The 19,589-nt window shown below is 32.3% G+C and carries 22 protein-coding genes; 10 read left to right on the top strand and 12 right to left on the bottom strand.

Annotation, left to right across the window (positions count from 1 at the left end; translation table 11 throughout):
• Positions 1-119 precede the first annotated feature (119 nt).
• Together C1I91_RS21045 and ltrA are read left to right on the top strand one after the other, a co-directional pair.
• Positions 120-2,093 carry a DNA topoisomerase gene (locus C1I91_RS21045; RefSeq protein ID WP_128214642.1) on the top strand — a complete coding sequence of 658 codons (1,974 nt, stop codon included), beginning with the start codon at positions 120-122 and terminating at the stop codon, positions 2,091-2,093.
• A 722-nt stretch (positions 2,094-2,815) separates the two neighbouring features.
• On the top strand, positions 2,816-4,225 hold the full coding sequence (gene ltrA, locus C1I91_RS21035) for a group II intron reverse transcriptase/maturase (protein ID WP_205694243.1): 1,410 nt from the start codon (positions 2,816-2,818) through the stop codon (positions 4,223-4,225).
• A 96-nt stretch (positions 4,226-4,321) separates the two neighbouring features.
• Here the strand turns inward: ltrA and C1I91_RS21030 are convergent, their stop codons facing one another.
• The 7 genes from C1I91_RS21030 to C1I91_RS21000 form a co-directional block, all read right to left on the bottom strand.
• On the bottom strand, positions 4,322-5,035 hold the full coding sequence (locus C1I91_RS21030) for an LrgB family protein (protein WP_128214641.1): 714 nt from the start codon (positions 5,033-5,035) through the stop codon (positions 4,322-4,324).
• Positions 5,036-5,047: 12 nt separating this feature from the next.
• On the bottom strand, positions 5,048-5,401 hold the full coding sequence (locus C1I91_RS21025; protein ID WP_128214640.1) for a CidA/LrgA family protein: 354 nt from the start codon (positions 5,399-5,401) through the stop codon (positions 5,048-5,050).
• A gap of 368 nt (positions 5,402-5,769) precedes the next feature.
• Positions 5,770-6,609 (bottom strand): tetratricopeptide repeat protein, encoded by an 840-nt coding sequence (locus tag C1I91_RS21020; protein ID WP_164880614.1) that lies wholly within the window; start codon positions 6,607-6,609, stop codon positions 5,770-5,772.
• A 265-nt stretch (positions 6,610-6,874) separates the two neighbouring features.
• The gene (locus tag C1I91_RS21015) at positions 6,875-7,669 is read right to left on the bottom strand and encodes an ABC transporter permease (RefSeq protein ID WP_128214638.1); all 795 of its coding nucleotides are present in this window, start codon (positions 7,667-7,669) and stop codon (positions 6,875-6,877) included.
• Positions 7,662-8,423, bottom strand: a complete 762-nt coding sequence (locus tag C1I91_RS21010; RefSeq protein ID WP_128214637.1) for an ABC transporter ATP-binding protein — start codon at positions 8,421-8,423, stop codon at positions 7,662-7,664. The genes C1I91_RS21015 and C1I91_RS21010 overlap by 8 nt, the downstream gene beginning before the upstream one ends.
• A 71-nt stretch (positions 8,424-8,494) precedes the next feature.
• Positions 8,495-9,355: an ABC transporter substrate-binding protein gene (locus C1I91_RS21005; RefSeq protein ID WP_238475859.1), complete on the bottom strand. Its 861-nt coding sequence runs from the start codon at positions 9,353-9,355 to the stop codon at positions 8,495-8,497.
• A gap of 288 nt (positions 9,356-9,643) precedes the next feature.
• Complete coding sequence (locus C1I91_RS21000; protein WP_128214636.1) at positions 9,644-10,537, bottom strand: carbon-nitrogen hydrolase family protein; 894 nt, start codon at positions 10,535-10,537, stop codon at positions 9,644-9,646.
• Positions 10,538-10,939: 402 nt separating this feature from the next.
• Between C1I91_RS21000 and C1I91_RS20995 the strand changes: the two genes are divergently transcribed.
• From C1I91_RS20995 to C1I91_RS20990, 3 genes are all read left to right on the top strand, one after another.
• Positions 10,940-11,443, top strand: coding sequence for a GNAT family N-acetyltransferase (locus tag C1I91_RS20995; protein ID WP_128214635.1), 504 nt, complete (start codon positions 10,940-10,942; stop codon positions 11,441-11,443).
• 210 nt (positions 11,444-11,653) lie between these two features.
• A complete protein-coding gene (locus C1I91_RS28345) occupies positions 11,654-11,827 on the top strand; it encodes a hypothetical protein (protein ID WP_164880613.1) in 174 nt (57 codons plus the stop codon).
• A gap of 155 nt (positions 11,828-11,982) precedes the next feature.
• Positions 11,983-12,306 (top strand): DMT family transporter, encoded by a 324-nt coding sequence (locus tag C1I91_RS20990; protein WP_128214634.1) that lies wholly within the window; start codon positions 11,983-11,985, stop codon positions 12,304-12,306.
• A gap of 27 nt (positions 12,307-12,333) precedes the next feature.
• Here the strand turns inward: C1I91_RS20990 and C1I91_RS20985 are convergent, their stop codons facing one another.
• Positions 12,334-13,920, bottom strand: coding sequence for a recombinase family protein (locus tag C1I91_RS20985; RefSeq protein ID WP_128214633.1), 1,587 nt, complete (start codon positions 13,918-13,920; stop codon positions 12,334-12,336).
• A 230-nt stretch (positions 13,921-14,150) separates the two neighbouring features.
• Between C1I91_RS20985 and C1I91_RS20980 the strand changes: the two genes are divergently transcribed.
• Positions 14,151-14,336 (top strand): hypothetical protein, encoded by a 186-nt coding sequence (locus C1I91_RS20980; RefSeq protein WP_128214632.1) that lies wholly within the window; start codon positions 14,151-14,153, stop codon positions 14,334-14,336.
• Positions 14,337-14,395: 59 nt separating this feature from the next.
• Here the strand turns inward: C1I91_RS20980 and C1I91_RS20975 are convergent, their stop codons facing one another.
• A complete protein-coding gene (locus C1I91_RS20975; protein ID WP_238475858.1) occupies positions 14,396-14,671 on the bottom strand; it encodes an ABC transporter substrate-binding protein in 276 nt (91 codons plus the stop codon).
• Positions 14,672-15,139: 468 nt separating this feature from the next.
• On the opposite strand from C1I91_RS20975, the gene C1I91_RS20970 reads away from it, so the two are divergent.
• From C1I91_RS20970 to C1I91_RS20960, 3 genes are all read left to right on the top strand, one after another.
• On the top strand, positions 15,140-15,529 hold the full coding sequence (locus C1I91_RS20970; RefSeq protein ID WP_128214630.1) for a bacteriohemerythrin: 390 nt from the start codon (positions 15,140-15,142) through the stop codon (positions 15,527-15,529).
• Between the two features lie 263 nt (positions 15,530-15,792).
• The gene (locus tag C1I91_RS20965) at positions 15,793-16,467 is read left to right on the top strand and encodes a manganese catalase family protein (protein ID WP_128214629.1); all 675 of its coding nucleotides are present in this window, start codon (positions 15,793-15,795) and stop codon (positions 16,465-16,467) included.
• A 248-nt stretch (positions 16,468-16,715) separates the two neighbouring features.
• Entirely contained in the window at positions 16,716-16,913 is a 198-nt protein-coding gene (locus C1I91_RS20960) for an alpha/beta-type small acid-soluble spore protein (protein WP_128214628.1), read from the top strand.
• A 399-nt stretch (positions 16,914-17,312) separates the two neighbouring features.
• Here the strand turns inward: C1I91_RS20960 and C1I91_RS20955 are convergent, their stop codons facing one another.
• Both C1I91_RS20955 and C1I91_RS20950 read right to left on the bottom strand, forming a co-directional pair.
• Complete coding sequence (locus tag C1I91_RS20955; RefSeq protein ID WP_128214627.1) at positions 17,313-17,633, bottom strand: spore coat protein; 321 nt, start codon at positions 17,631-17,633, stop codon at positions 17,313-17,315.
• Position 17,634: 1 nt separating this feature from the next.
• Positions 17,635-17,853 (bottom strand): hypothetical protein, encoded by a 219-nt coding sequence (locus C1I91_RS20950; RefSeq protein ID WP_238475857.1) that lies wholly within the window; start codon positions 17,851-17,853, stop codon positions 17,635-17,637.
• Positions 17,854-18,073: 220 nt separating this feature from the next.
• Between C1I91_RS20950 and ppaX the strand changes: the two genes are divergently transcribed.
• Positions 18,074-18,721, top strand: coding sequence for a pyrophosphatase PpaX (ppaX, locus tag C1I91_RS20945; RefSeq protein WP_128216060.1), 648 nt, complete (start codon positions 18,074-18,076; stop codon positions 18,719-18,721).
• Positions 18,722-18,757: 36 nt separating this feature from the next.
• On the opposite strand, the gene C1I91_RS20940 is transcribed toward ppaX, so the two are convergent.
• Positions 18,758-19,336 (bottom strand): flavin reductase family protein, encoded by a 579-nt coding sequence (locus C1I91_RS20940; RefSeq protein WP_128214625.1) that lies wholly within the window; start codon positions 19,334-19,336, stop codon positions 18,758-18,760.
• Positions 19,337-19,589: the final 253 nt, after the last annotated feature.

Here is a 19,589-nt window from a genome sequence, read left to right as displayed (position 1 = left end):
AGGTAAGTATAAAGGTGAAGGTTCAATAATTTAAGAATTGAATATCTTGTTATTTGAACAATTAAACTTATGAACTTCCTAAAAAAACATAGGTTGTTTTCTTAGAAAGGATTTTGATTATGGGTAAAGCTTTATTTGTTACAGAAAAACCATCTGTAGCCATGGAATTTATAAAGTTATTAAAAGTAAATGGTAAGAAAAGTGATGGATATGTAGAGGGGCAGGAGTCTATTTTTACATGGTGTGTTGGACACATGGTAACAATGTGTTATCCAGAAGCTTATGATATTAAGTTTAAGAAGTGGAATTTGGCAGAATTGCCTTTCCTGCCTAAAGAGTATAAATATGATGTTATACCAAACGTAAAAAAACAATTTGATACAGTTTCAAGATTATTAAATAGAGATGATGTTGATGTTATATACGTCTGTACGGACTCCGGGAGAGAGGGAGAGTATATCTATAGATTAGTTGATCAGATGGCTGGTACTCCCAATAAGGTGAAAAAGAGAGTTTGGATAGATTCACAAACGGAAGAAGAGATCAAAAGAGGTATTAAGGAAGCAAAACCTCTTGACCAGTATGATTCCTTAGCAGCTTCAGCATACCTTAGAGCAAAGGAAGATTTTCTTTTAGGGATAAACTTTTCAAGATTGCTTACCTTGATGTACGGTAGAAAGATATCCGAAGTTTTATCTGAAAATCATGTAGTAATAGCCGTAGGAAGAGTAATGAGTTGTGTTTTAGGAATAGTTGTAAACAGAGAAAGAGAAATAAGAAATTTTACTAAAACAAGTTTTTACAAGGTTAATGTGGAGTTGAAGAAGGAAGAAAATGCCTTTGATGCAGAATGGAAAGCGGTGGAAGGCTCTAGGTATTATGAATCTCCTCTTTTATATAATGATACCGGATTCAAAGCTAGAAATACGGCAGAAGAGCTTGTAACCAGTTTAAAACCTGCAGAGCTTGCGCTTATAGATGAAGTTAAGAAGACTAAAGAAACAAAGTATGCTCCGCTTCTATTCAACTTAGCAGAATTGCAGAATGAATGTACTAAAAGATTTAAGATAAGTCCTGACGAAACTTTGGGAGTAATTCAAAAGCTATATGAGAAGAAGTTATTAACTTATCCTAGAACTGATGCAAGAGTTATATCTTCTGCAGTAGCTAAAGAAATAGGAAAGACCCTAAATAAGCTTACTAAGTTCTCATACAATCCTAGTATTTCGGAAAATGCTATGAAGATAATGAAGAACAATTGGACTAAGGATATAGTTAAAAGTAAATATGTTGATGATTCAAAGATAACGGACCACTATGCCATAATACCAACTGGCGAAGGAGAAGGGGCTGTAAGAACTCTAGGCAAGCTAGAGCGTGAGATTTTTGAATTAGTGGTAACAAGATTTTTAAGTATATTTTTCCCACCAGCCAAGTATTCTAAACTTTCAATAACTGCTGATATAATGGGAGAAAAGTTTTTTAAGAGCATTAAAGTATGTATTGAAAGAGGATACTTAGATATCTTAAAGAATGATAGCAAGGAAGATGATGACAACTCCTATTTATGGTTAAATGAGCTTAGAAAGGGAAATAAGCTTAAGATCGGACAATTTACAATAAAAGAAGGAGAAACAAGCCCGCCTAAGAGATATACATCTGGCTCTATGGTTATAGCAATGGAAAATGCCGGCAAGCTCATAGAGGATGATGACTTGAGAGAGCAGATAAAGGGCTCAGGTATAGGAACCTCCGCCACAAGAGCTGAGATTATTAAAAAGCTTATTAATATCAATTACTTGACTGTTAATTCGAAGACACAGATACTAACACCAACCATAAAAGGTGAGATGATCTATGAGGTTATAAGCTCCTCCATCCCATCATTACTTAATCCTATACTTACTGCAAGCTGGGAAAAAGGTTTAAAGATGGTGTACGAAAAGGAAATTGAGCCGTCTAACTTTATGGGAAAGCTTGAAGACTATACTAGAAATAATATTGTAAGAGTTAAGAGCCAAAATAATATAAATTTACTATACAGAAAATTACTAAATGTTAAAAATACATATGGTCCTGTAGAAGCGAAGTAAAGCTAAATAAAAAAATAAGCGTTGTTTTGATAATAGTTTAATGATTGAAGTGATATATCTTTGGCTAAAACTGTAAACTCACTACGTTCGAACATACAGTTTTACTCTTTATTATGCATATATGTTTCATAAATCATATGTATTTTAATCTTAAGAAAATTAAGTATGATATTCAAATAAAGAGTAAAAGAGAGAATATATCGCCTGCCAGAATTTTTTTCACATAGGTTCAGAAGTTCAGAAAAGGCAGATGCACAAAAAAGAAATCACTGAAGACAATCGCTTCAGTGATTTCTTTTTGTGTGCCCAGCATGGGCAACAACTTGGCGGTGAAAGTCCGCTGTGGGCTTGGTAGTGGGAACCACTAGCTAAGGGCAAGGGTGTCCATCGTGAGGTGGAATCTGAAGGAAGCCTAAGGCAAAGTCTCGGTCTGAGGGATACGAACTACATATAAGGCTTACTAGGAACGGACGAGTTTGCAAAACAAAACGAAGTCCAACACTATCCGAATTTCTAGGAGTAAATGTAGCAGATATATGAGATGAAGGTTGTTGTTCTTACCTGGGGAGGTCTGATAGATACATCGCTTACAAAGATGAATTTCTAGGGCGATAACCTACATAGCGATATGTAACTGAACTATCAGAAGTCAGCAGAAGTCATAGTAACTCCGCTAATCGCGATAGCGGATGAAGGACTGAACTTTAAGGAGGTTTTCAAGTTTGAAAGTTTCGAAGAATACTCAAAGATTGCAGAAAACTAAATATTTAGGCTCTAGTGCCCAAGATAGAGTGGAACTCGAAGATAAGCAAAGAGTGCATAGAGAATTCTCGGCAACTCCAAAGGAGAAAATCAGTGGATTTGAATATGGCTCACTAGAAAGGATATTATCCAAGGATAATATGAACTTGGCTCTTAAAAGAGTAATATCTAATAAAGGTAGCCACGGCGTGGACGGAATGCCAGTTTATGAACTTAAACAATTTCTGAAAACAAACTGGATATCTATTAGAGAGAATATTCTTAATGGTGAGTATAGACCAATGCCAGTTAGAAGAGTAGAAATACCAAAACCTAATGGTGGAACTAGACTCTTAGGTATACCTACAGTTTTGGATAGACTTATCCAACAAGCTATTGCTCAAGAATTAAATAGTATTTATGATAGAAGATTTTCTGAAAGTAGCTTTGGTTTCCGCCCTCAAAGAGGAGCTAAAGATGCAATTAAGAAAGCAGAGCAGTATATCAATGAAGGCTATAGGTGGGTTGTTGATATGGACTTAGAGAAATTCTTTGATAAGGTCAACCATGATATATTAATGTATAAATTATCAAGAAGCATTAAGGATAAGAGAGTATTATCACTAATAAGGAAATACCTTCAGTCAGGAATAATGATAAATGGTGTAGTGGTCAGAAATGAAGAAGGAACTCCTCAAGGAGGACCGTTGAGTCCACTCTTATCTAACATAATGCTAGATGAACTAGATAAAGAGTTAGAAATGAGAGGTCATAAATTCTGTCGCTATGCGGACGACTGTAATATCTATGTTAAGAGTGAGAGAGCAGGTAAAAGAGTTATGGAGAACATAACTGCATTTATTGAACGTAAACTCAAACTTAAAGTAAACAGAGAGAAAAGTGCAGTAGACAGACCTTGGAGAAGAAAATTCCTAGGATTCACACTGAACCTAATGTATGGAAAAGCATATGCATCTATATCAAAGCAATCATTAAATCGATATAAAGATAAAATTAAAGAGATACTATCTAGGTCAAAACCGATGACTTTGGAACAAAGGGTAGGAAAACTTAACCTAATTAATGTTGGGTGGATTAACTATTATGGAATAGCCAAATGCAAAGGAATAGTGGAGCACTTAGATATTTGGATAAGGAAAAGATTAAGAATGTGTATATGGAAACAGTGGAAGAAAGTTAGAACTAGATATAAAAACCTTAAGAAGCTGGGACTTGAACACTACCAAGCTATAAAGTTTGCCAATACCCGCAAAGGATACTGGCGAGTAGCAAATAGTGCAATTTTAAACACAACTCTTACAAATAAATTCTTCTCGGACTTAGGCTTAAAAAGCCTAACGCGTCAATATATTAAAATTCATTCAACTTAAAGAACCGCCGTGTACCAGACCGGTACGCACGGTGGTGTGAGAGGACGCTGAATAAAATAATTATTCAGCTCCTACTCGATTATAAGTCATAAGTCACTACTTATAAAAATGAAGAAAATGATTGAGTAGGCTGTATAAACTTGGAGCGAGAAATACTGTCATTAAACCTGCGATACCTATGGATAGTGAACCCATAGCACCTTCTGTCTCTCCGATTTCTAGAGCTTTAGAGGTTCCAACAGCATGAGATGCTGTACCTAATGAAATTCCTACAGCAACCTTGTTATGAATTTTAAAGAACTTACATATCAATGGTCCTATCATAGCACCAATTATTCCTGTTATTACTATGGCTACGACAGTGATAGGAACTATACCATTAAGCTCACTGCTTATTTCCATGCCTATAGGAGTGGTAACAGCCTTAGGAGCCAAGGATTTTATAATCACTGGATCTAATTTAAATGCATAGGAAAGTAATATAATACTAATTATTCCGACGGTACTTCCAACAAAAATTCCAATAAAAATAGGTAGCCCATAAGTTTTTAAAAGTTCAATTTGTTTATATAAAGGTACAGCTAGTATTACTGTTGCAGGCCCTAAAAACATGTTTATAAATTGACCGCCTTGATTATAAGTTTTGAAATCAATCTTAAATAGTAAAAGAAAACCAATTACTAAGGCAATAGATATTAATAATGGGTTAAATAAAGGAAACTTAGTTCTTTTATAAATCAATAATCCGATTTCAAAGGCTAAAAGAGATATAACTATGCCGAATAGAGCATTTCCTGTTAATATGTTCATAAAGACACTTCCTTAATTAGTTTTCATTAGCTTGGTCATAAGTTGTATCACAAAGCCAGTTACAGCTATCATTATGATTGTGCTAATTATACATACAAGTAGAATTCTTCCCCAGGCACTTCTTAAAACATCCATAGATGTAAGCAGACCTACACCTGCTGGGATAAAGAAAAATGAAAGATGATCAAGAAAGAAATTTGCTACCGTCTCAACATAAGACAGTTTAATCACTTTTGTCAAAAGTAAGACCAATAATAGAATCATACCCACTATATTTCCTGGGATAGGAAGGGACAGTGTTTTTGATATGAATTCACCGATAAAAAATATTACTAAAATTAAAAGTAGTTCTCTAAATAATTTCACAAATCACACCTCCTCAAATACACTATTATAATTTAGCACCTTTTTAAAAGAAGGTAAACTCCAGAATGTGACTTAATATTACATAGAAAACAATTTCATTTGTAGTTATGATTAACTATATATGCGGATTAGAAACATGCTCCTAAATACTCGGAATTTTAATGTAAAGCCAAATTATATTTGAGAAAAGGGGATGAAAAACAATCCTCTAAGAAAGGAATATTGATGAATTTATATAAAAAATCTATGCATAAGAAGGTAGTTTCCCTTAATATGCATAGATTTTGTTACTATAAGTAGCTTTTATGTAGTTTTATTTTTCAACTACCCACTGTTAAGTATGTACCAGTTTAATCTTGAATTTATTTTTAATACTCTCCCAGTTTACCTTCTGTTATAATTAACTCTTCTAGTTTGTTATCTATTATATCCTTATTAAGATTGCTTAAAAAGGATTCTTCTAGCTTAGAGGCTCTTCTTAGCAGTTCGATGCTAGCTTCTTTCTTATCTTCTTCAGCTAATATTAAAGCTGAAAAGTAATAAGGCTCTGCAAAGTTAACATGTTCATTGATTAGTTTAATTAGTAGTTCTTTGGATTTCTCATAGTCGCCAAGCTTGTAATATATTTCACCAAGGTTAGCCCTTATTATGGAACTGTCTTCATACTTTGATAAAGCATCTTCATTGAATTTTAAAGCAACATCCAAGTCACCTCTTACGATTAAGAAGTATCCAAGAGTTTCAAGCACTGAAGAGGTTCTATCAGAATCTTGTAACTGCTCCAGTACTTCTATAGCTTTATCAATATTACCTTTTTTCCACTCTATCAATGCTTCAGCCATCTTTAGATTTTGTAAGTCCTTATCTTTAAATTTTCTTTCTGAAGTTAGTGTTGTAAACACTTTATCAGCTTCTTTAACATCTCCGTGCTTTAGCTCAAGAAACACGTAATTGGCGATTATCTTTGATTTTGACACTTTAGTTAAAGCCGCCTTTTTATACCAGCTAATAGCAGATTCGTATCTATACTTTCTATAAGCGCTATTGGCCATAAAGGCTGCTAACACATCACGATTCATGATAGCTTTAAAAACTATATATACCCAAAATAAAATGCTTCCTATCGTTGGATTTACAAAAAACATTATAGCAAAGATAGCTATAATAATTACAATGTCTTTGGAAAAACCATTGCTTTTTTTCCCCATAGTTAATTCCCCCATTTAAGTAGTATTATATATGGAACCCTTATGAAAACTTAATTTATACTTGTTATAAAATCCCGGCTTCTGGGGATTTTGTGACATTTATAAATTAATAGTTGAAGTTGGTTCCCTATATAGATGTACCACTTCGTGTAAAATGTATATTTTTGAAAACTCCTCTCAAAACTCAGAGGAGTTTTCGAAAATAGATTTCGGACCGAAGTGGTACAGCTCTAATTATACTATTTAAAGAGGGAAATTTAAACAATCAATATTTCACTCTGATGAAATTTTCCAATATTGCAACTAATTTATACATTATATAAGCTATAATAGATAGAATTATTATACTCATCATAACCATATCAAGTTGAGAAATTTGCCCACCGTAGACTATAAGAAAACCTAAACCATCTTTAGCCACTAAGAATTCTCCCATTATGACGCCTACCCAGGATAAGCCTACGTTTATTTTTAGTGCAGATATCATAGTCGGTATTGAGGCAGGCATAATCAAATGAGTAAGCATTTGTACCTTGCTAGCACCGAAGGTTTTCATCAATTTAATTTTCTCAATATCAACTTCTTGGAAGCCTGCAAATACCCCCATTATGGTAACTACTATGGATATTAGAAGAGCTATTACAATAATTGCTGTTATACCATTTCCTACCCAAAAGATTATTATTGGTGCAAGCGCAATCTTTGGTAGTGCGTTTAGTACAACAAGATAAGGTTCCATAACCTTGGAGGCAAAATCGCTCCACCATAGGGCTATGGCTATTATCGTTCCTAATACTGTGCCTAGTACAAAGCCTAATATGGTTTCATAGCAGGTTACAAGGATATGCTTAATTAGGGTGCCCTCACCATAAAACTTTATTATTGATTTAACCACTCTTGAAGGAGTTGAAGTTAGGAAAGGATCAATCCATTTCAAATCGCCAGCTATTTCCCATAAGGCTAAGAAAATTACTAATATCAATATTCTTACAAAAGCTAACTTTATCTTTGCCTTACGGATGTCTTTTAAATACAATTCATGTTCTTGTTCATTATTCATCGTTCAAGTCAAGCTCCTTCCATACTATATTAAAGTATTCTCTAAACTGCGACTCATCTCTCCTTTTTAGAGGAGTAAGAGCTTCATTAAAGTTTAGGATAAGCTCCTGTTTTAATGAAGAAGGTCTTTTAGAGAGAATTTCTATTTTAGAAGAAGTGGATATTGCCTCAGATATATCGTGGGTAACCATTACAGCTGTCTTATTTTCTTGTTTTATTATTTGAAAAATCTCATCGCATACCTTTAGTCTTGTTTGATAATCTAATGCTGAAAAGGGTTCGTCTAAAAGTAATATTTCTGGCTCAAGAGCTAAGGTTCTTATTAGAGCAGCTCTTTGTCTCATCCCCCCAGATAACTGGCTGGGATAGCTCTTTTTGAATTTTGATAAGCCATATTGAGATAGTAGCTTATCTACTTTTTCAATATTATCTTTTGTTAATACCTTCTTTATCTTAAGACCTAGTGTTACATTGTCCCAAAGATTTAACCATTCAAATAAGTTATCCTTTTGAAACATATAGCCTACCATGTTATGGTCACTTTGGCTTTCGCCATTGAATAATATTTCTCCTGAGGAAGGCTTAAGAAGTCCTGAGATTATATTAAGCAAAGTAGATTTGCCGCAGCCTGAAGGACCTATGATGCTTACAAAATCACCTTTGTCTATAGTGATATTAATATCTTTTAAGGCTTCTATAACCGAATCGGGAGTATGGAAGTTCATATATATATTCTTAATTTCAAGCAGGGCCATAATTTCACCACCTATTAAAGATTTGTCACGGATACAGTGCTAATAATATCCGTGACAATAAAAAATTGAACTTATTTAGATAAGTCCTTTAAAGCCTTCTCACCAAAGGAGTTATCAACTATTTTATCGAAAGGAGGTCTTGATGGTATTAAATCTGCTTTGTAGGATTGAATAATATCCATTAATCTTGTAAAGTCCTCTTCCTTCATTGTTGGAACCTTAGCAAAGGCATCAATTGACCTATAATTTTTAACAACATTTGTTATTATATCTTCATCTGTACCTGGAAAGTATGAAATTATAGCTTTAGCAACTTCGTTGTCGTTATGCTGGGAAACCCAGTTTTGGCCTTTTATTATAGCGCGAGTAAATTTTTCTATTACATCAGGATTCTTTTCCATATATGATTTGGTTGAGAAGAAAACAGTGTAAGGAATAACACCAGCTGATGCACCTACTGATGCAACTATGCTACCGGATTTTTCTTTTTCAAGCATAGAACCTGTTGGCTCAAACAAAGCAACATAGTCGCCTGTTCCGGCTTTGAATGCTCCACCGGTTGCTGTATAAGCTATATTAGTGACTACATTAACATCCTTACCAGGTTGTAACCCGTGGTTTTTTAGAACATATTCTAGTGCCATTTCAGGAACTCCACCAGGACGACCGCCTATGATAGTCTTGCCCTTTACAGACTCCCAAGTGAAGTTTTTATCGTCCTTTCTTCCAACTAAGAAAGAACCATCCTTCTGAGTAAGTTGGGCAAAGATAACAGGGTAGTCTTCTCTTTTTTGATTATAAATATAAATCGTCTGTTCAGGGCCACAGAATCCTATATCTACACTTTTAGATAATACTTGCTGCATAGTCTTATCTGCAACCTGTGCAGAAACACAAGGGGACAGGGGGACGGAGCTTTCGTCCCAAATCATAGTTATGATGATAAGTCGCTAGCAATATGATAATGTTACACATTTCTATTAAATATAAAAGCAGAAACCATGTAGTTTGCAGGTTTCTGCTTTTATTTAAGATTTAAATGTTATATAGTTTTATAGATTTATATATGTAGCACTTTGTATTAAAATTTATAGTTAAAATTCTTTACTCAGAATCCAGAGTAGTTTTGAAAAATATATTTTGGACTGAAGTGTACATTTTTTGATAGAATAATAATAAAAAAATTTAATATGGTATTGGGGTTGTTAATAAAGAGATATTTAGTACCTTTTAAATGGTTCTTTAATAGTCTCGTTTAATAATTCAGAGTAGGCTCTTACCTTACGAAAGGTATTTCCCATCATCTCATGCTTTCTATAGTCACGTAATTTTTCTAAATCAAAATCTGCAACTAAGATATTTTCTGATTCTGCATCAGCTAAGACTATAGTATTGTCTACAGGCTCACCGAACTTATCCCAAGTTATAGGACTAAAGGCGCAAGAGCAGCCTGCATTTCTTCTTGGTGGGTTTGCCATGGCAACACCAACCATATTTTCATAGGCTCTTGTAGATAGAGCTTGAACTCTAGGTCTCATGGATCCACAATCATTAGGAACTAATATTATTTCGGCCCCCTTTAACATTAGAATTCTTGCACTTTCAGGGTATTCTCTATCGTAGCAAATCATGATTCCAAGCTTTACTCCATCGAAGTCGCATACCTTAAATTCATCTCCGGATTCTAATAATCTTTCATCTGCAAAATCACAGGTATGCACCTTGCTATACTTCATAATAATCTGTCCGTTTTTATTTATTATAAAAGCAGAGTTTTGAGGTTTATTTATACCTTTTGTGTATCCAGTAATAACAACTCCTATGTTTAAAAGCTTAGCAGCCTTACAGAATATTTGTATATGCTCACTATCTTCATCGATAGCTTGATTATTCCATTCTATAAATTCTTTAGTATTAAGAATTTCATCTATACCTAAATCTTTTTGTATTTTAGGAAATTCATAACCTGTAATCCAACATTCTGGAAATAGAACAATGTCAGCCCCAAGCTCTTTTGCTCTTTTCATTGCGCTAAGCCCTTTATTTGTATTTAAATCCATATTATAAGGATCACGAGTTTCTTGTACAATTGCAACTCTAAATATTTTAGTCATATGTATAGCCCCCATCCTAGCAAGTGTATTTTAATGTTAATATATATTATAAAGTAGCATAAAGCTTAATTACATTAGTTAATGTAAAACATTTTCAAATATTTAACAATAAGTTTAAGTCCATTATATAAAACCTTAGTGAATTTGTATATAAATTCAGTGATGTTTTATGAATCTGTTAAGGTTTTGCTTGATTTAATTTTAGTTTGATAATTGGGACAGGGGGACGGAGCTTTTGTCCCGAATAATAAACAAAGAATGATAAGTAGCTATAAGTATGATAATATTACATATATAAGAGATATTAGTCCAAGTTTTAAAGATTATCTATTAAGTTTTTTTAGGTTATAGGGGAAAAACAGTGTTATTGAATGAAACGTACAGAGGAGGAGAATAAATTAAATGAAATTTCGTAAAACAGTTGAAGCAGATATCAGTAGCATAATGACTATAATAAGACAAGCACAAGATTATTTTAAGGATAAAGGAATAGATCAATGGCAAAACGGTTACCCAAATCCAGAAGTAATAAGGAAAGATATAGCTAATGGACATAGTTATGTATTGTTAAAAGAAGATAATATAGTGGGCACAGCAGCAATTTCTTTTGATGGAGAGAACACCTATGATGATATTTATGAAGGACAATGGTTAAGTAACGATACTTTTGCAGTTATACATAGAATAGCAGTTGATAACGACTATAAAGGACTAGGACTTTCTTCTATAATAATTGAGAATGTTGAAGAGCTTTGCAAGAGTAAAGGTGTAAGTAGTATTAAAGTTGATACTCATGAAGATAACCTCTCTATGCAAAGATTACTTAAGAAAAATGGCTTTCAGTTTTGTGGAATTATTTACTTAGAAGATAAAAGCAAAAGAGTTGCTTTTGAGAAGTTAATATAGTTTTCTAAAATAGTTTTATTAATGTATAAGTGGCTTTATAATAATTATATATAGGAAACCTTTATGAAAACTTAATTCGTAAATGTTTGATAATCCCGGCTTTTGGGGATCATCAGGCATGCATAAATTAATAGTTGAAGTTGGATGCATATAGTTGGTTCTAAATATGTAGATAAGATGATTTTAAGTAGGTTAGAAGGGGTGTTAAGTATGAAAAAAAGAGATGTTTTAGCAGTAGCCGCCACAGCATTTTCCATGGGAGTGGTTTTAGGCTTGTTGATTTCACCAGTAAAGAATGGTTTCATTAATAATATCTGGAATACTTCACATACTAATAATAGCTATGGTGGAAGCATGATACAAAAGGTAAAGAACAAGAAATAGAAGGTATAAATTTGCATATTATACACAAGAAATATTTATAATTTTATAAGTTACGTATGATTTTGAAAAAATTACAATAATTGAAATATAGGTTTTCATACCCTATAATAATATTAGTCCATAGTTGGACTAATATTATTATAGGAGTGATTAATATGCAGTGGATTTATTTAATTTTAGCTATTAGCTTCGAAATTATAGCAACAACTCTAATGAAAACATCTAATGGATTTTCTAAAGTATTACCAGCATTAGGTAGTTTAATTGGGTATGGGATATGTTTTACTTTCTTGTCCATGGCACTTAAAAAGATAGATGTTAGTGTAGCTTATGCAGTTTGGTCTGCAGCTGGAATAGTTATAATATCAATAATTGGAGTAGTTATTTTTAAAGAAAGTGTTAGTGCTTTGAAAATAATTTCTATTTTGTTAATTATCTTGGGAGTAGTTGGACTAAATCTAAGCGGAGTTAGTCATTAATAAAAAGCATAGTTGATAAAAATATGTTTAAATTCTTAAGGTGCTATTAGCTCCGACAATATTAATGGTTAAAACTTCATTATCCCAAGTAATACTCTCAATCACTTCTTTAATAACAGTTCTCTTAATCTCTATATCATCAATATAATCAAAGAACTGCTTCATAGTTTTAATATTTGAGGTTATAGGTTCTATCTTTTTATCTATGTCTTTAGCAGCAATTTTACCTAGCTTTTTTTCAATAGAGAGATTTTCATTATTTACTGCCTTTATTTCATTTTCTACAAGTTTAAGAGTAACTGGATCTTCTAATAATGCAAGTTTTTTTATTAATCCTTGAATAATTTTATTATTAGCAGAGAGAGTTTTCTTTAAGCTTGAGGTTTCATTTTGAAGTTCGAGTTTAATGTTTTTTGAGATTGCATCATTATAATAAAGATTAACTATACTTTGGATATTTATATTATTTAAAGATACTATTATAGCATCTTCTGCAGAATAGGCATTTAGCATTTTGCTACAGCAGCGATTGCTAGCTTTATTCTTAAGTTCACACCTATAGTATCGTTCAAGCTTATTAGTTTTCTTATTTAGTTTACTCCAAGTGGACATAATGCTTCCACAGTGACCACACTTTATTAATCCAGATAATAAAAAGTGATTGCTTCTAGTTGAACGTATGGATGGATTGCTTGCATTGGCCTTTATGATTTCCTGGCATTTTATCCACTGGTTAGAGGGGATAATACCTGGGTGTAAGCCTGAAGAAACTATCCATTGACAAATTGGGTTATCTTTTTTACCACCTTCACGTTTGTTATATACCATCAGGCCATATTCTCCGGTAAAATCATTACATAGAGTAGCTCCTAAGTTGTTAAAATAATTATATATATTTTTATCTGCAAAAGTGTATACAGGATTATTTATTATTTGAAGTACCGTATTTCTTGAGAAGTCACCTCCATTTTTGCCCTTAATATTATTTGCACAAAGATACCTTGAAACCGTAGAAGTGCTTTTCTTCTCTAAATATAAAGAGTATATTGTCTTAACTATATTCATTTCTTCTTCTACCACTGCTAGCCTATACATCTTCTTGAGGTTTTCTTTTCCTATATATTCAACTGGTACTGACTTAAAACCAAGTGGGGGAGTACCGCCAAGCCATCTTCCGGTTTTAGCAAGTTCAAGCATATTATCTTTGATTCTCTCTGCAATAGTTTCTCTTTCAAGCTGTGCAAATACAGAAGAGATGTATACCATAGCTCTGCCCATGGGGGTTGATGTATCAAACTGTTCTCTGATACTAACAAACTCAATTTTATTATTTTGTAGAAGCTCTAGGGTATTTGAAAAGTCAGCCACATTACGAGATATTCTATCCAGTCTATAGCAGATAAGATAACTAAAGCGTTTCTTTCTTGCATCTTGTAGAAGTTTTTGAAACTGTGGTCTATTTATATTCCCGCCAGAGAAGCCTTCATCTTCATATACTAAAAAATCTGTAATTCCTATAGCATTGCCATATTGTCTACACAATTCAATTTGGTTTTCTATAGATTCACCCTTCTCGGAGAGTCTGCTTTTTCTACTATAGATTGCAGCTATCATAACTTTCCTCCAATAGTTGATTACAATTCAATATATGCTGTAACTTTCTTATTTGTTTCATCAGATGTTTCTATGTTGTTGATATATGGCTTCATAAAATAAAATTTATATTTTCTAATTTTTCTATCAAAAGTAGAATGAATTTTGAAAATTGATTTCAGATTGAAGTGGTGAATACTTAGTAACCTATTAAATTTATAGCTCATAATATGACAATAGGAGGGATGATTATGGGAAGACTGAGAACCAAGATTAAAGTTGAGATTAATTATCCAACTACAAAAGAAGGTATAAAGCGATTCGAAGAGGCTAAAGCAAGAGGAGTTATTATGGCTCTTAGAGCTAAACATAGTGAAGAGGAAGTAAGACTTGTAATAGAAAGGCTAAAAGAAGAGTTAGAAGGCTCATTTAATTAGATAATAAGTAGGCATAACATGTGATTAAAAAATGATGAACATAAGTAAGATGAATCACCTTATATTACTTGCCTTTCCGTACACGTTGCATCTGCGCCTTGACCAGTAGATAAATCTATATCTAGTCCTTCTTCTTTGAAGAAACCTTGGCTCATAGCAGCGTACATAGGTGCATAGAATACTGATCTAGCAACCTCATTAAGCCTAACTTTAACTAGTTTTTTGTCTCCAGAACTTGGGTTAGAACCAGTGTTGCCACAACCAACAGCTGTAACAGCAAGCGCTGCTACTAATGCTGTAACTAGAAATGTCTTGATTTTTTTTATTTTCATCATCTTACCTCCTTGAAGCTGTTTGCTTTTTATAAATTTTATTGGCTCATCAAAACTCTACAGCTAATATGCAAGAGTTTTTAATTTCAAAACAGTGCTTTGCAGCGTCTTATCTTCATATGTTGTAGTTTTGTAAGGATGTACCATCTTCATAACAAACCTCTGCTTTATAATATGATTATGCTATGTTAAATGTTAATTAATATAGTATATTTTGGTAATAAACATATTTTTGGTAAGTAATTGAAGATTGATAGATTAGTATGAAAAGGTTGTTTCAATTGTAATAATATGTATATTTTTAGTAAGCATATTATAATTGTATTGATAATCAAATTTGAGTGTATTGGCTATCCTGAGGGGTTTTTAATAAATATGTAAAATTTACATTAACATATTGAACTAACAGAAATCCAATGTTATATTGTTTTATGTGAATAGTAAGAAAATGTAATAGTGGAGGTGGCGTTTTTGATTACATGGAAAGATGAATATACAGTAGGGGTAAAGTTGATAGACGATCAGCATAGAAAATTATTAGAAATAGCGGATGATGTATATCAATTAACAAAAAATAACTTTATAACAGATAAGTATGATAAAATAGTGCAAGTAATAGAAGAGCTGAAGGATTACACTGTTTTTCACTTTAAATCAGAGGAAGAATATATGCTTAGTATAGGTTATAAGAAATTCTTATCTCATAAAGTAGAGCATGATGATTTTGTTAATAAAATTAACAGCTTAGATCTTAAGCAAATCGATGAAAGTCAGCAACAGTACCTATTAGAGATACTTGAGTTTATCGTAAAATGGATAGATGAGCACATAATGCAGAAGGACAAGCTTATAGTAGAATAAATACATACTAATTCTTTGTAAATGCATTGGATGAGTGACCACTTAATTTTAACAGGTTACCTTAACAGAGCCTAAAATAAAAATGAAAAGCCTAATCTAGCTATTTTAGCTGGATTAGGCTTTTCATCATGTTAGTAATTGAAAAAAATATCTATAGAGTAAGTGCTTGTAGTGTTAAAATTATTTATTTTTATAAATAATAGAATAAATGTTTATTGCTAAAGAAAAAATAGTTGAATAAGAAAGTTTTGGAGGTGTTTATCTTGTTCAAACATGAAAAAAAGTTATTACAAGATGTTAAAGTAGAAAGAGTAAATCCTCAATATGCTGTGCTTATGCAAGAGCAACTGGGTGGAGCAAATGGGGAGCTTAAGGCAGCTCTTCAGTATATTTCTCAAAGCTTTAGGATCGAAGATCAAACAATAAAAGATTTGTTTCTGGACATTGGTGCAGAAGAGATGAGTCATATGGAAATGGTGGCTCAAACCATAAACCTTCTAAATGGTCATGAGGTGGATTATAGCAAAGTAACTTCAGGAGAAATCGAGTCTCAGGTACTGTATGGCTTGAATCCAGGGTTAGTAAATTCTTCAGGAGATCCATGGACTGCACATTATGTAAATGCTACAGGAGATATATGTGCTGATCTTCTTTCTAATATTGCAGCTGAGCAAAGGGCTAAGGTTGTTTATGAATATTTATATAGGCAAATTAACGATAAGTATGTAAGAGATACTATTGACTTTTTATTAAATAGAGAAGAGGCACACAATGCTTTATTCAGAGAAGCTTTTAATAAAGTTAAGCTCGATGGCTCAAACAAAGATTTCGGAGTTACTGAAGACTCTAAGCTTTACTTTGACCTATCTACTCCAGGTAGATTTTTTGAAGATCCAAATCCAGTGCCACCAGAGTTTGTAAACCCAAGAAAAGAGTAAAAAAGCTATAAAAATTGCTGACGCTTTTCTTATTACAAATGATAATTATACTTAATATGGATATTAAGTAAAAAAGATAAGTTGTTTCCAAAACTCCTCTATAATAATAAATCTGTTTTCGAGCAAAATACTAATACGATAACCAATTAAGTAATTGAAATTTAAAACACTTAGATTCTACTAAGGGAGTAAATAGAGATTCTTAAATGGGTTATCAAAAAAATATTATTTTAAAGGAGGACTTAGTCATGGCAAACAACAGAAATAGAGTTTTAGTACCTGAAGCAAAGGAAGGTCTAAGCAAGTTCAAATTTGAAACTGCTAGAGAACTTGGAGTTGATTTAAAACAAGGTTACAATGGAGACCTAACTTCAAGAGAAAATGGTTCAGTAGGCGGATACATGGTTAAGAAAATGATCGAAAGCTATGAAAATGGATTAAAGTAATAAATGATATGAAGGCTCTGCAGAAATGCAGAGTCTTTGTTTATGTTAAAGACAGTATGAAAATTTCTCCAGTACAGGCCTAGTAATTTTAAGTGTTTATAAAAATTATTTAGGGGAGACAATAAAAAACAAATCTTATTGGCTTACTAGATTCTTATCATATATATTGGGAAAGGCAGATGTGCAAATAAAGCTCACCTGAATTTGATCAAGTGAGCTTTTACATTTAGGGATGAAAGTAGTATATATAACTGTGGTTAAAATATAATATTTGCGTTGATTATCTGTGTTTACAAGGATTGATACCTTTAAAATTTATATAATAAAAATATAATATAGCAATAGTTCACAGAAATATATTTACGTACATCTTTAAGATATGATTTAGTAAATATCTAATTAAAATTGTTCTTGTAAGACTTTATTGGAAGACTCAACATCTTGTTTGATTTGTTCTTGTGGTGTGCCATATGCGTTATACCAACCTTTTGTTATTAACATATCAGATAACTTAAAGTGGCTAGCTATGCAGGCATTAAGTTGAGTGCTTAATAATTGTCTAACCTCTGGATTTGTTGTTTCTGGTATAACCTTAGAAAGCATACCAATGTCATTTTTAGACATTGTCAATAGATCTAAAGCAATATCTTTATCAGAAAGCTTAGTGCTTCCGCTGTTTCCATTTTGATCAGAACCTAAAACTGTATCTATCCAAGACATTCTATTTCACCTCGCTTGTTTGTATTCTACTTACAATAGATTGAATATCATTTATATTAGTTTTTTTTGTGGTTAGAGTATTTTTCATAAATTCCTTTAATTCTTGATCTTTAACCATTCCTACAGTTGTATTTAGTTTTTTTGCAGCAAGTACACCTGTATTAAGAAGCTCGTGCAGCTCTAAAGTTTCATGAGGAGCAAATTTGTTTACATCATTCATTTTTATCACCTCCATGAAGATAGTATTTTAATAAGTATAGTCAGGTATACTGGTAATTGTTTCATTTCTAAAAGAAGATATATTTTAGTTAAAGCAGTGTATAGAGAGGCTTAAGAGATCCATTAAAGAAGAAAGTATTTACTAGGTTATAGATCTAGAAATCTTTACATAAGTACAAGCAATGTTTATAATATTTATAAAAGGCAGAAAGGAATTGGATATGATAAAAGCAGTATTATTCGATCTAGATGGAACACTACTTGATACAAACGAACTAATCATAAATTCTTTTAAATATACTTTTAAAAGTATACTGAATATAGAAGTTAGTGACGAGGAAATAACTAAAAACTTTGGTACACCTCTTTATGTGTCGTTTAAAGACTATACAGAGGATAGAGTTGAAGAAATGATAAAGGTTTATAGAGCATATAATGAGGAACGACATGATACAATGTGCTATGCTTTTGATGGTGTAGAAGTCCTACTATCAAGCTTGAAGCAAATGGGGATTAAATTAGGTATAGTAACTTCAAAAAGAAGAGCTCTAGCAGAGAAGGGGCTTAAAATAGCAGGAATATATGATTATTTAGATATAATAATAACTCCTGAAGACACAGACAAGCATAAGCCTAATGGTGAACCAGCGCTAAAGGCTTGCAATGCACTTGGTATATCTACTAAGGAAGCAATAATGGTGGGAGATTCACATTTTGATATTATGTGTGGGAAGAATGCTGGATGCTATACTTGTGCAGTAGAATATACAGCATTGCCTATAACCTATCTAAAGGAACAAAACCCAGATTATTTTGTAAAAAGGCCTGAGGAATTAGTAGAGGTAGTAAAAAATATTAATGTTGCATAATATAGGAACTTATAAAGAAAAAATAGGAGTGTAATCCTATTTTTTCTTTTTTTTCTTTTGAACTGAATAACCGAACTTGCCTATTGGTTTTTTAGGAAGAGGGTAATATTCACCATGGCAGTATGCAAGGAGATCAGCATTTTCAAAATGAATCTTTCCACTAGCATCAATCAAATCTTCATTAACTAGAGAACCTACAATATCAGCTGTAAACATATGATGAGAGCCTAGTTCGATGATATCTCTCACTTTACATTCTATATTTATAGGGCATTCAGAGATATGAGGAGTTTCAATGTTTTCACCTTCTAGCAGGGTGAAGCCCATCTCTTTAATTTTATCTACTTGTCTTCCGGATCTTACACCGCAATAGTCAACCTTTTTAGTAAGGCTTGAAGTAGGTAAGTTTACAACAAACTCCATAGATTCTTTTATGTATTCATAGGATAGTCTTTCAGGTCTGATTGATATTGATAGCATTGGCGGACGAGTGCAGATTGTTGCTGCCCACCCAACGGTAAAAACATTAACCTTACCATCTCTATTTTTAGAGGTTATAAGTACCGCTGGTACAGGATTTAATATAGCACTTCCTTTAAATTTTCTCTTGTTCATAATGTACTCCTAGTTAATATATTTTCTTATTTAGATAAAAATTGAATAATACGTAAATATAAAAATAAAGAATCATATAATTATATAAATAAATATTCATAAAATTATATAATTATATAGGCATAATGCCAGATTAAGAGTTTTTATATGTTATTAAAAAAATATAAATCTCTATTAGTTACTTTACACTTATAACATGTTTTTTAGATATTTTCAACATTATAAAGGTATAGAAGCAGATGAAGAAATTATA

The organism is Clostridium manihotivorum (genome assembly GCF_004015185.1).
Classification (GTDB): Bacteria; Bacillota; Clostridia; order Clostridiales; family Clostridiaceae; genus Clostridium_AR; species Clostridium_AR manihotivorum.
The sequence above is the reverse complement of the archived record's forward strand: the minus strand, read 5'-3'. Positions and strand labels throughout refer to the sequence as shown.

Bases quoted from the DNA above. Each gene is read 5' to 3' on its own strand.
- C1I91_RS21045 (WP_128214642.1), top strand. From the start codon at position 120: ATGGGTAAAGCTTTATTTGTTACAGAAAAACCATCTGTAGCCATGGAA.
- C1I91_RS21030 (WP_128214641.1), bottom strand. From the start codon at position 5,035: ATGAACATATTAACAGGAAATGCTCTATTCGGCATAGTTATATCTCTT.
- C1I91_RS21020 (WP_164880614.1), bottom strand. From the start codon at position 6,609: ATGGGGAAAAAAAGCAATGGTTTTTCCAAAGACATTGTAATTATTATA.
- C1I91_RS21015 (WP_128214638.1), bottom strand. From the start codon at position 7,669: ATGAATAATGAACAAGAACATGAATTGTATTTAAAAGACATCCGTAAG.
- C1I91_RS21010 (WP_128214637.1), bottom strand. From the start codon at position 8,423: ATGGCCCTGCTTGAAATTAAGAATATATATATGAACTTCCATACTCCC.
- C1I91_RS21005 (WP_238475859.1), bottom strand. From the start codon at position 9,355: ATGATTTGGGACGAAAGCTCCGTCCCCCTGTCCCCTTGTGTTTCTGCA.
- C1I91_RS21000 (WP_128214636.1), bottom strand. From the start codon at position 10,537: ATGACTAAAATATTTAGAGTTGCAATTGTACAAGAAACTCGTGATCCT.
- C1I91_RS20995 (WP_128214635.1), top strand. From the start codon at position 10,940: ATGAAATTTCGTAAAACAGTTGAAGCAGATATCAGTAGCATAATGACT.
- C1I91_RS28345 (WP_164880613.1), top strand. From the start codon at position 11,654: ATGAAAAAAAGAGATGTTTTAGCAGTAGCCGCCACAGCATTTTCCATG.
- C1I91_RS20990 (WP_128214634.1), top strand. From the start codon at position 11,983: ATGCAGTGGATTTATTTAATTTTAGCTATTAGCTTCGAAATTATAGCA.
- C1I91_RS20985 (WP_128214633.1), bottom strand. From the start codon at position 13,920: ATGATAGCTGCAATCTATAGTAGAAAAAGCAGACTCTCCGAGAAGGGT.
- C1I91_RS20980 (WP_128214632.1), top strand. From the start codon at position 14,151: ATGGGAAGACTGAGAACCAAGATTAAAGTTGAGATTAATTATCCAACT.
- C1I91_RS20975 (WP_238475858.1), bottom strand. From the start codon at position 14,671: ATGATGAAAATAAAAAAAATCAAGACATTTCTAGTTACAGCATTAGTA.
- C1I91_RS20960 (WP_128214628.1), top strand. From the start codon at position 16,716: ATGGCAAACAACAGAAATAGAGTTTTAGTACCTGAAGCAAAGGAAGGT.
- C1I91_RS20955 (WP_128214627.1), bottom strand. From the start codon at position 17,633: ATGTCTTGGATAGATACAGTTTTAGGTTCTGATCAAAATGGAAACAGC.
- C1I91_RS20950 (WP_238475857.1), bottom strand. From the start codon at position 17,853: ATGAATGATGTAAACAAATTTGCTCCTCATGAAACTTTAGAGCTGCAC.
- ppaX (WP_128216060.1), top strand. From the start codon at position 18,074: ATGATAAAAGCAGTATTATTCGATCTAGATGGAACACTACTTGATACA.
- C1I91_RS20940 (WP_128214625.1), bottom strand. From the start codon at position 19,336: ATGAACAAGAGAAAATTTAAAGGAAGTGCTATATTAAATCCTGTACCA.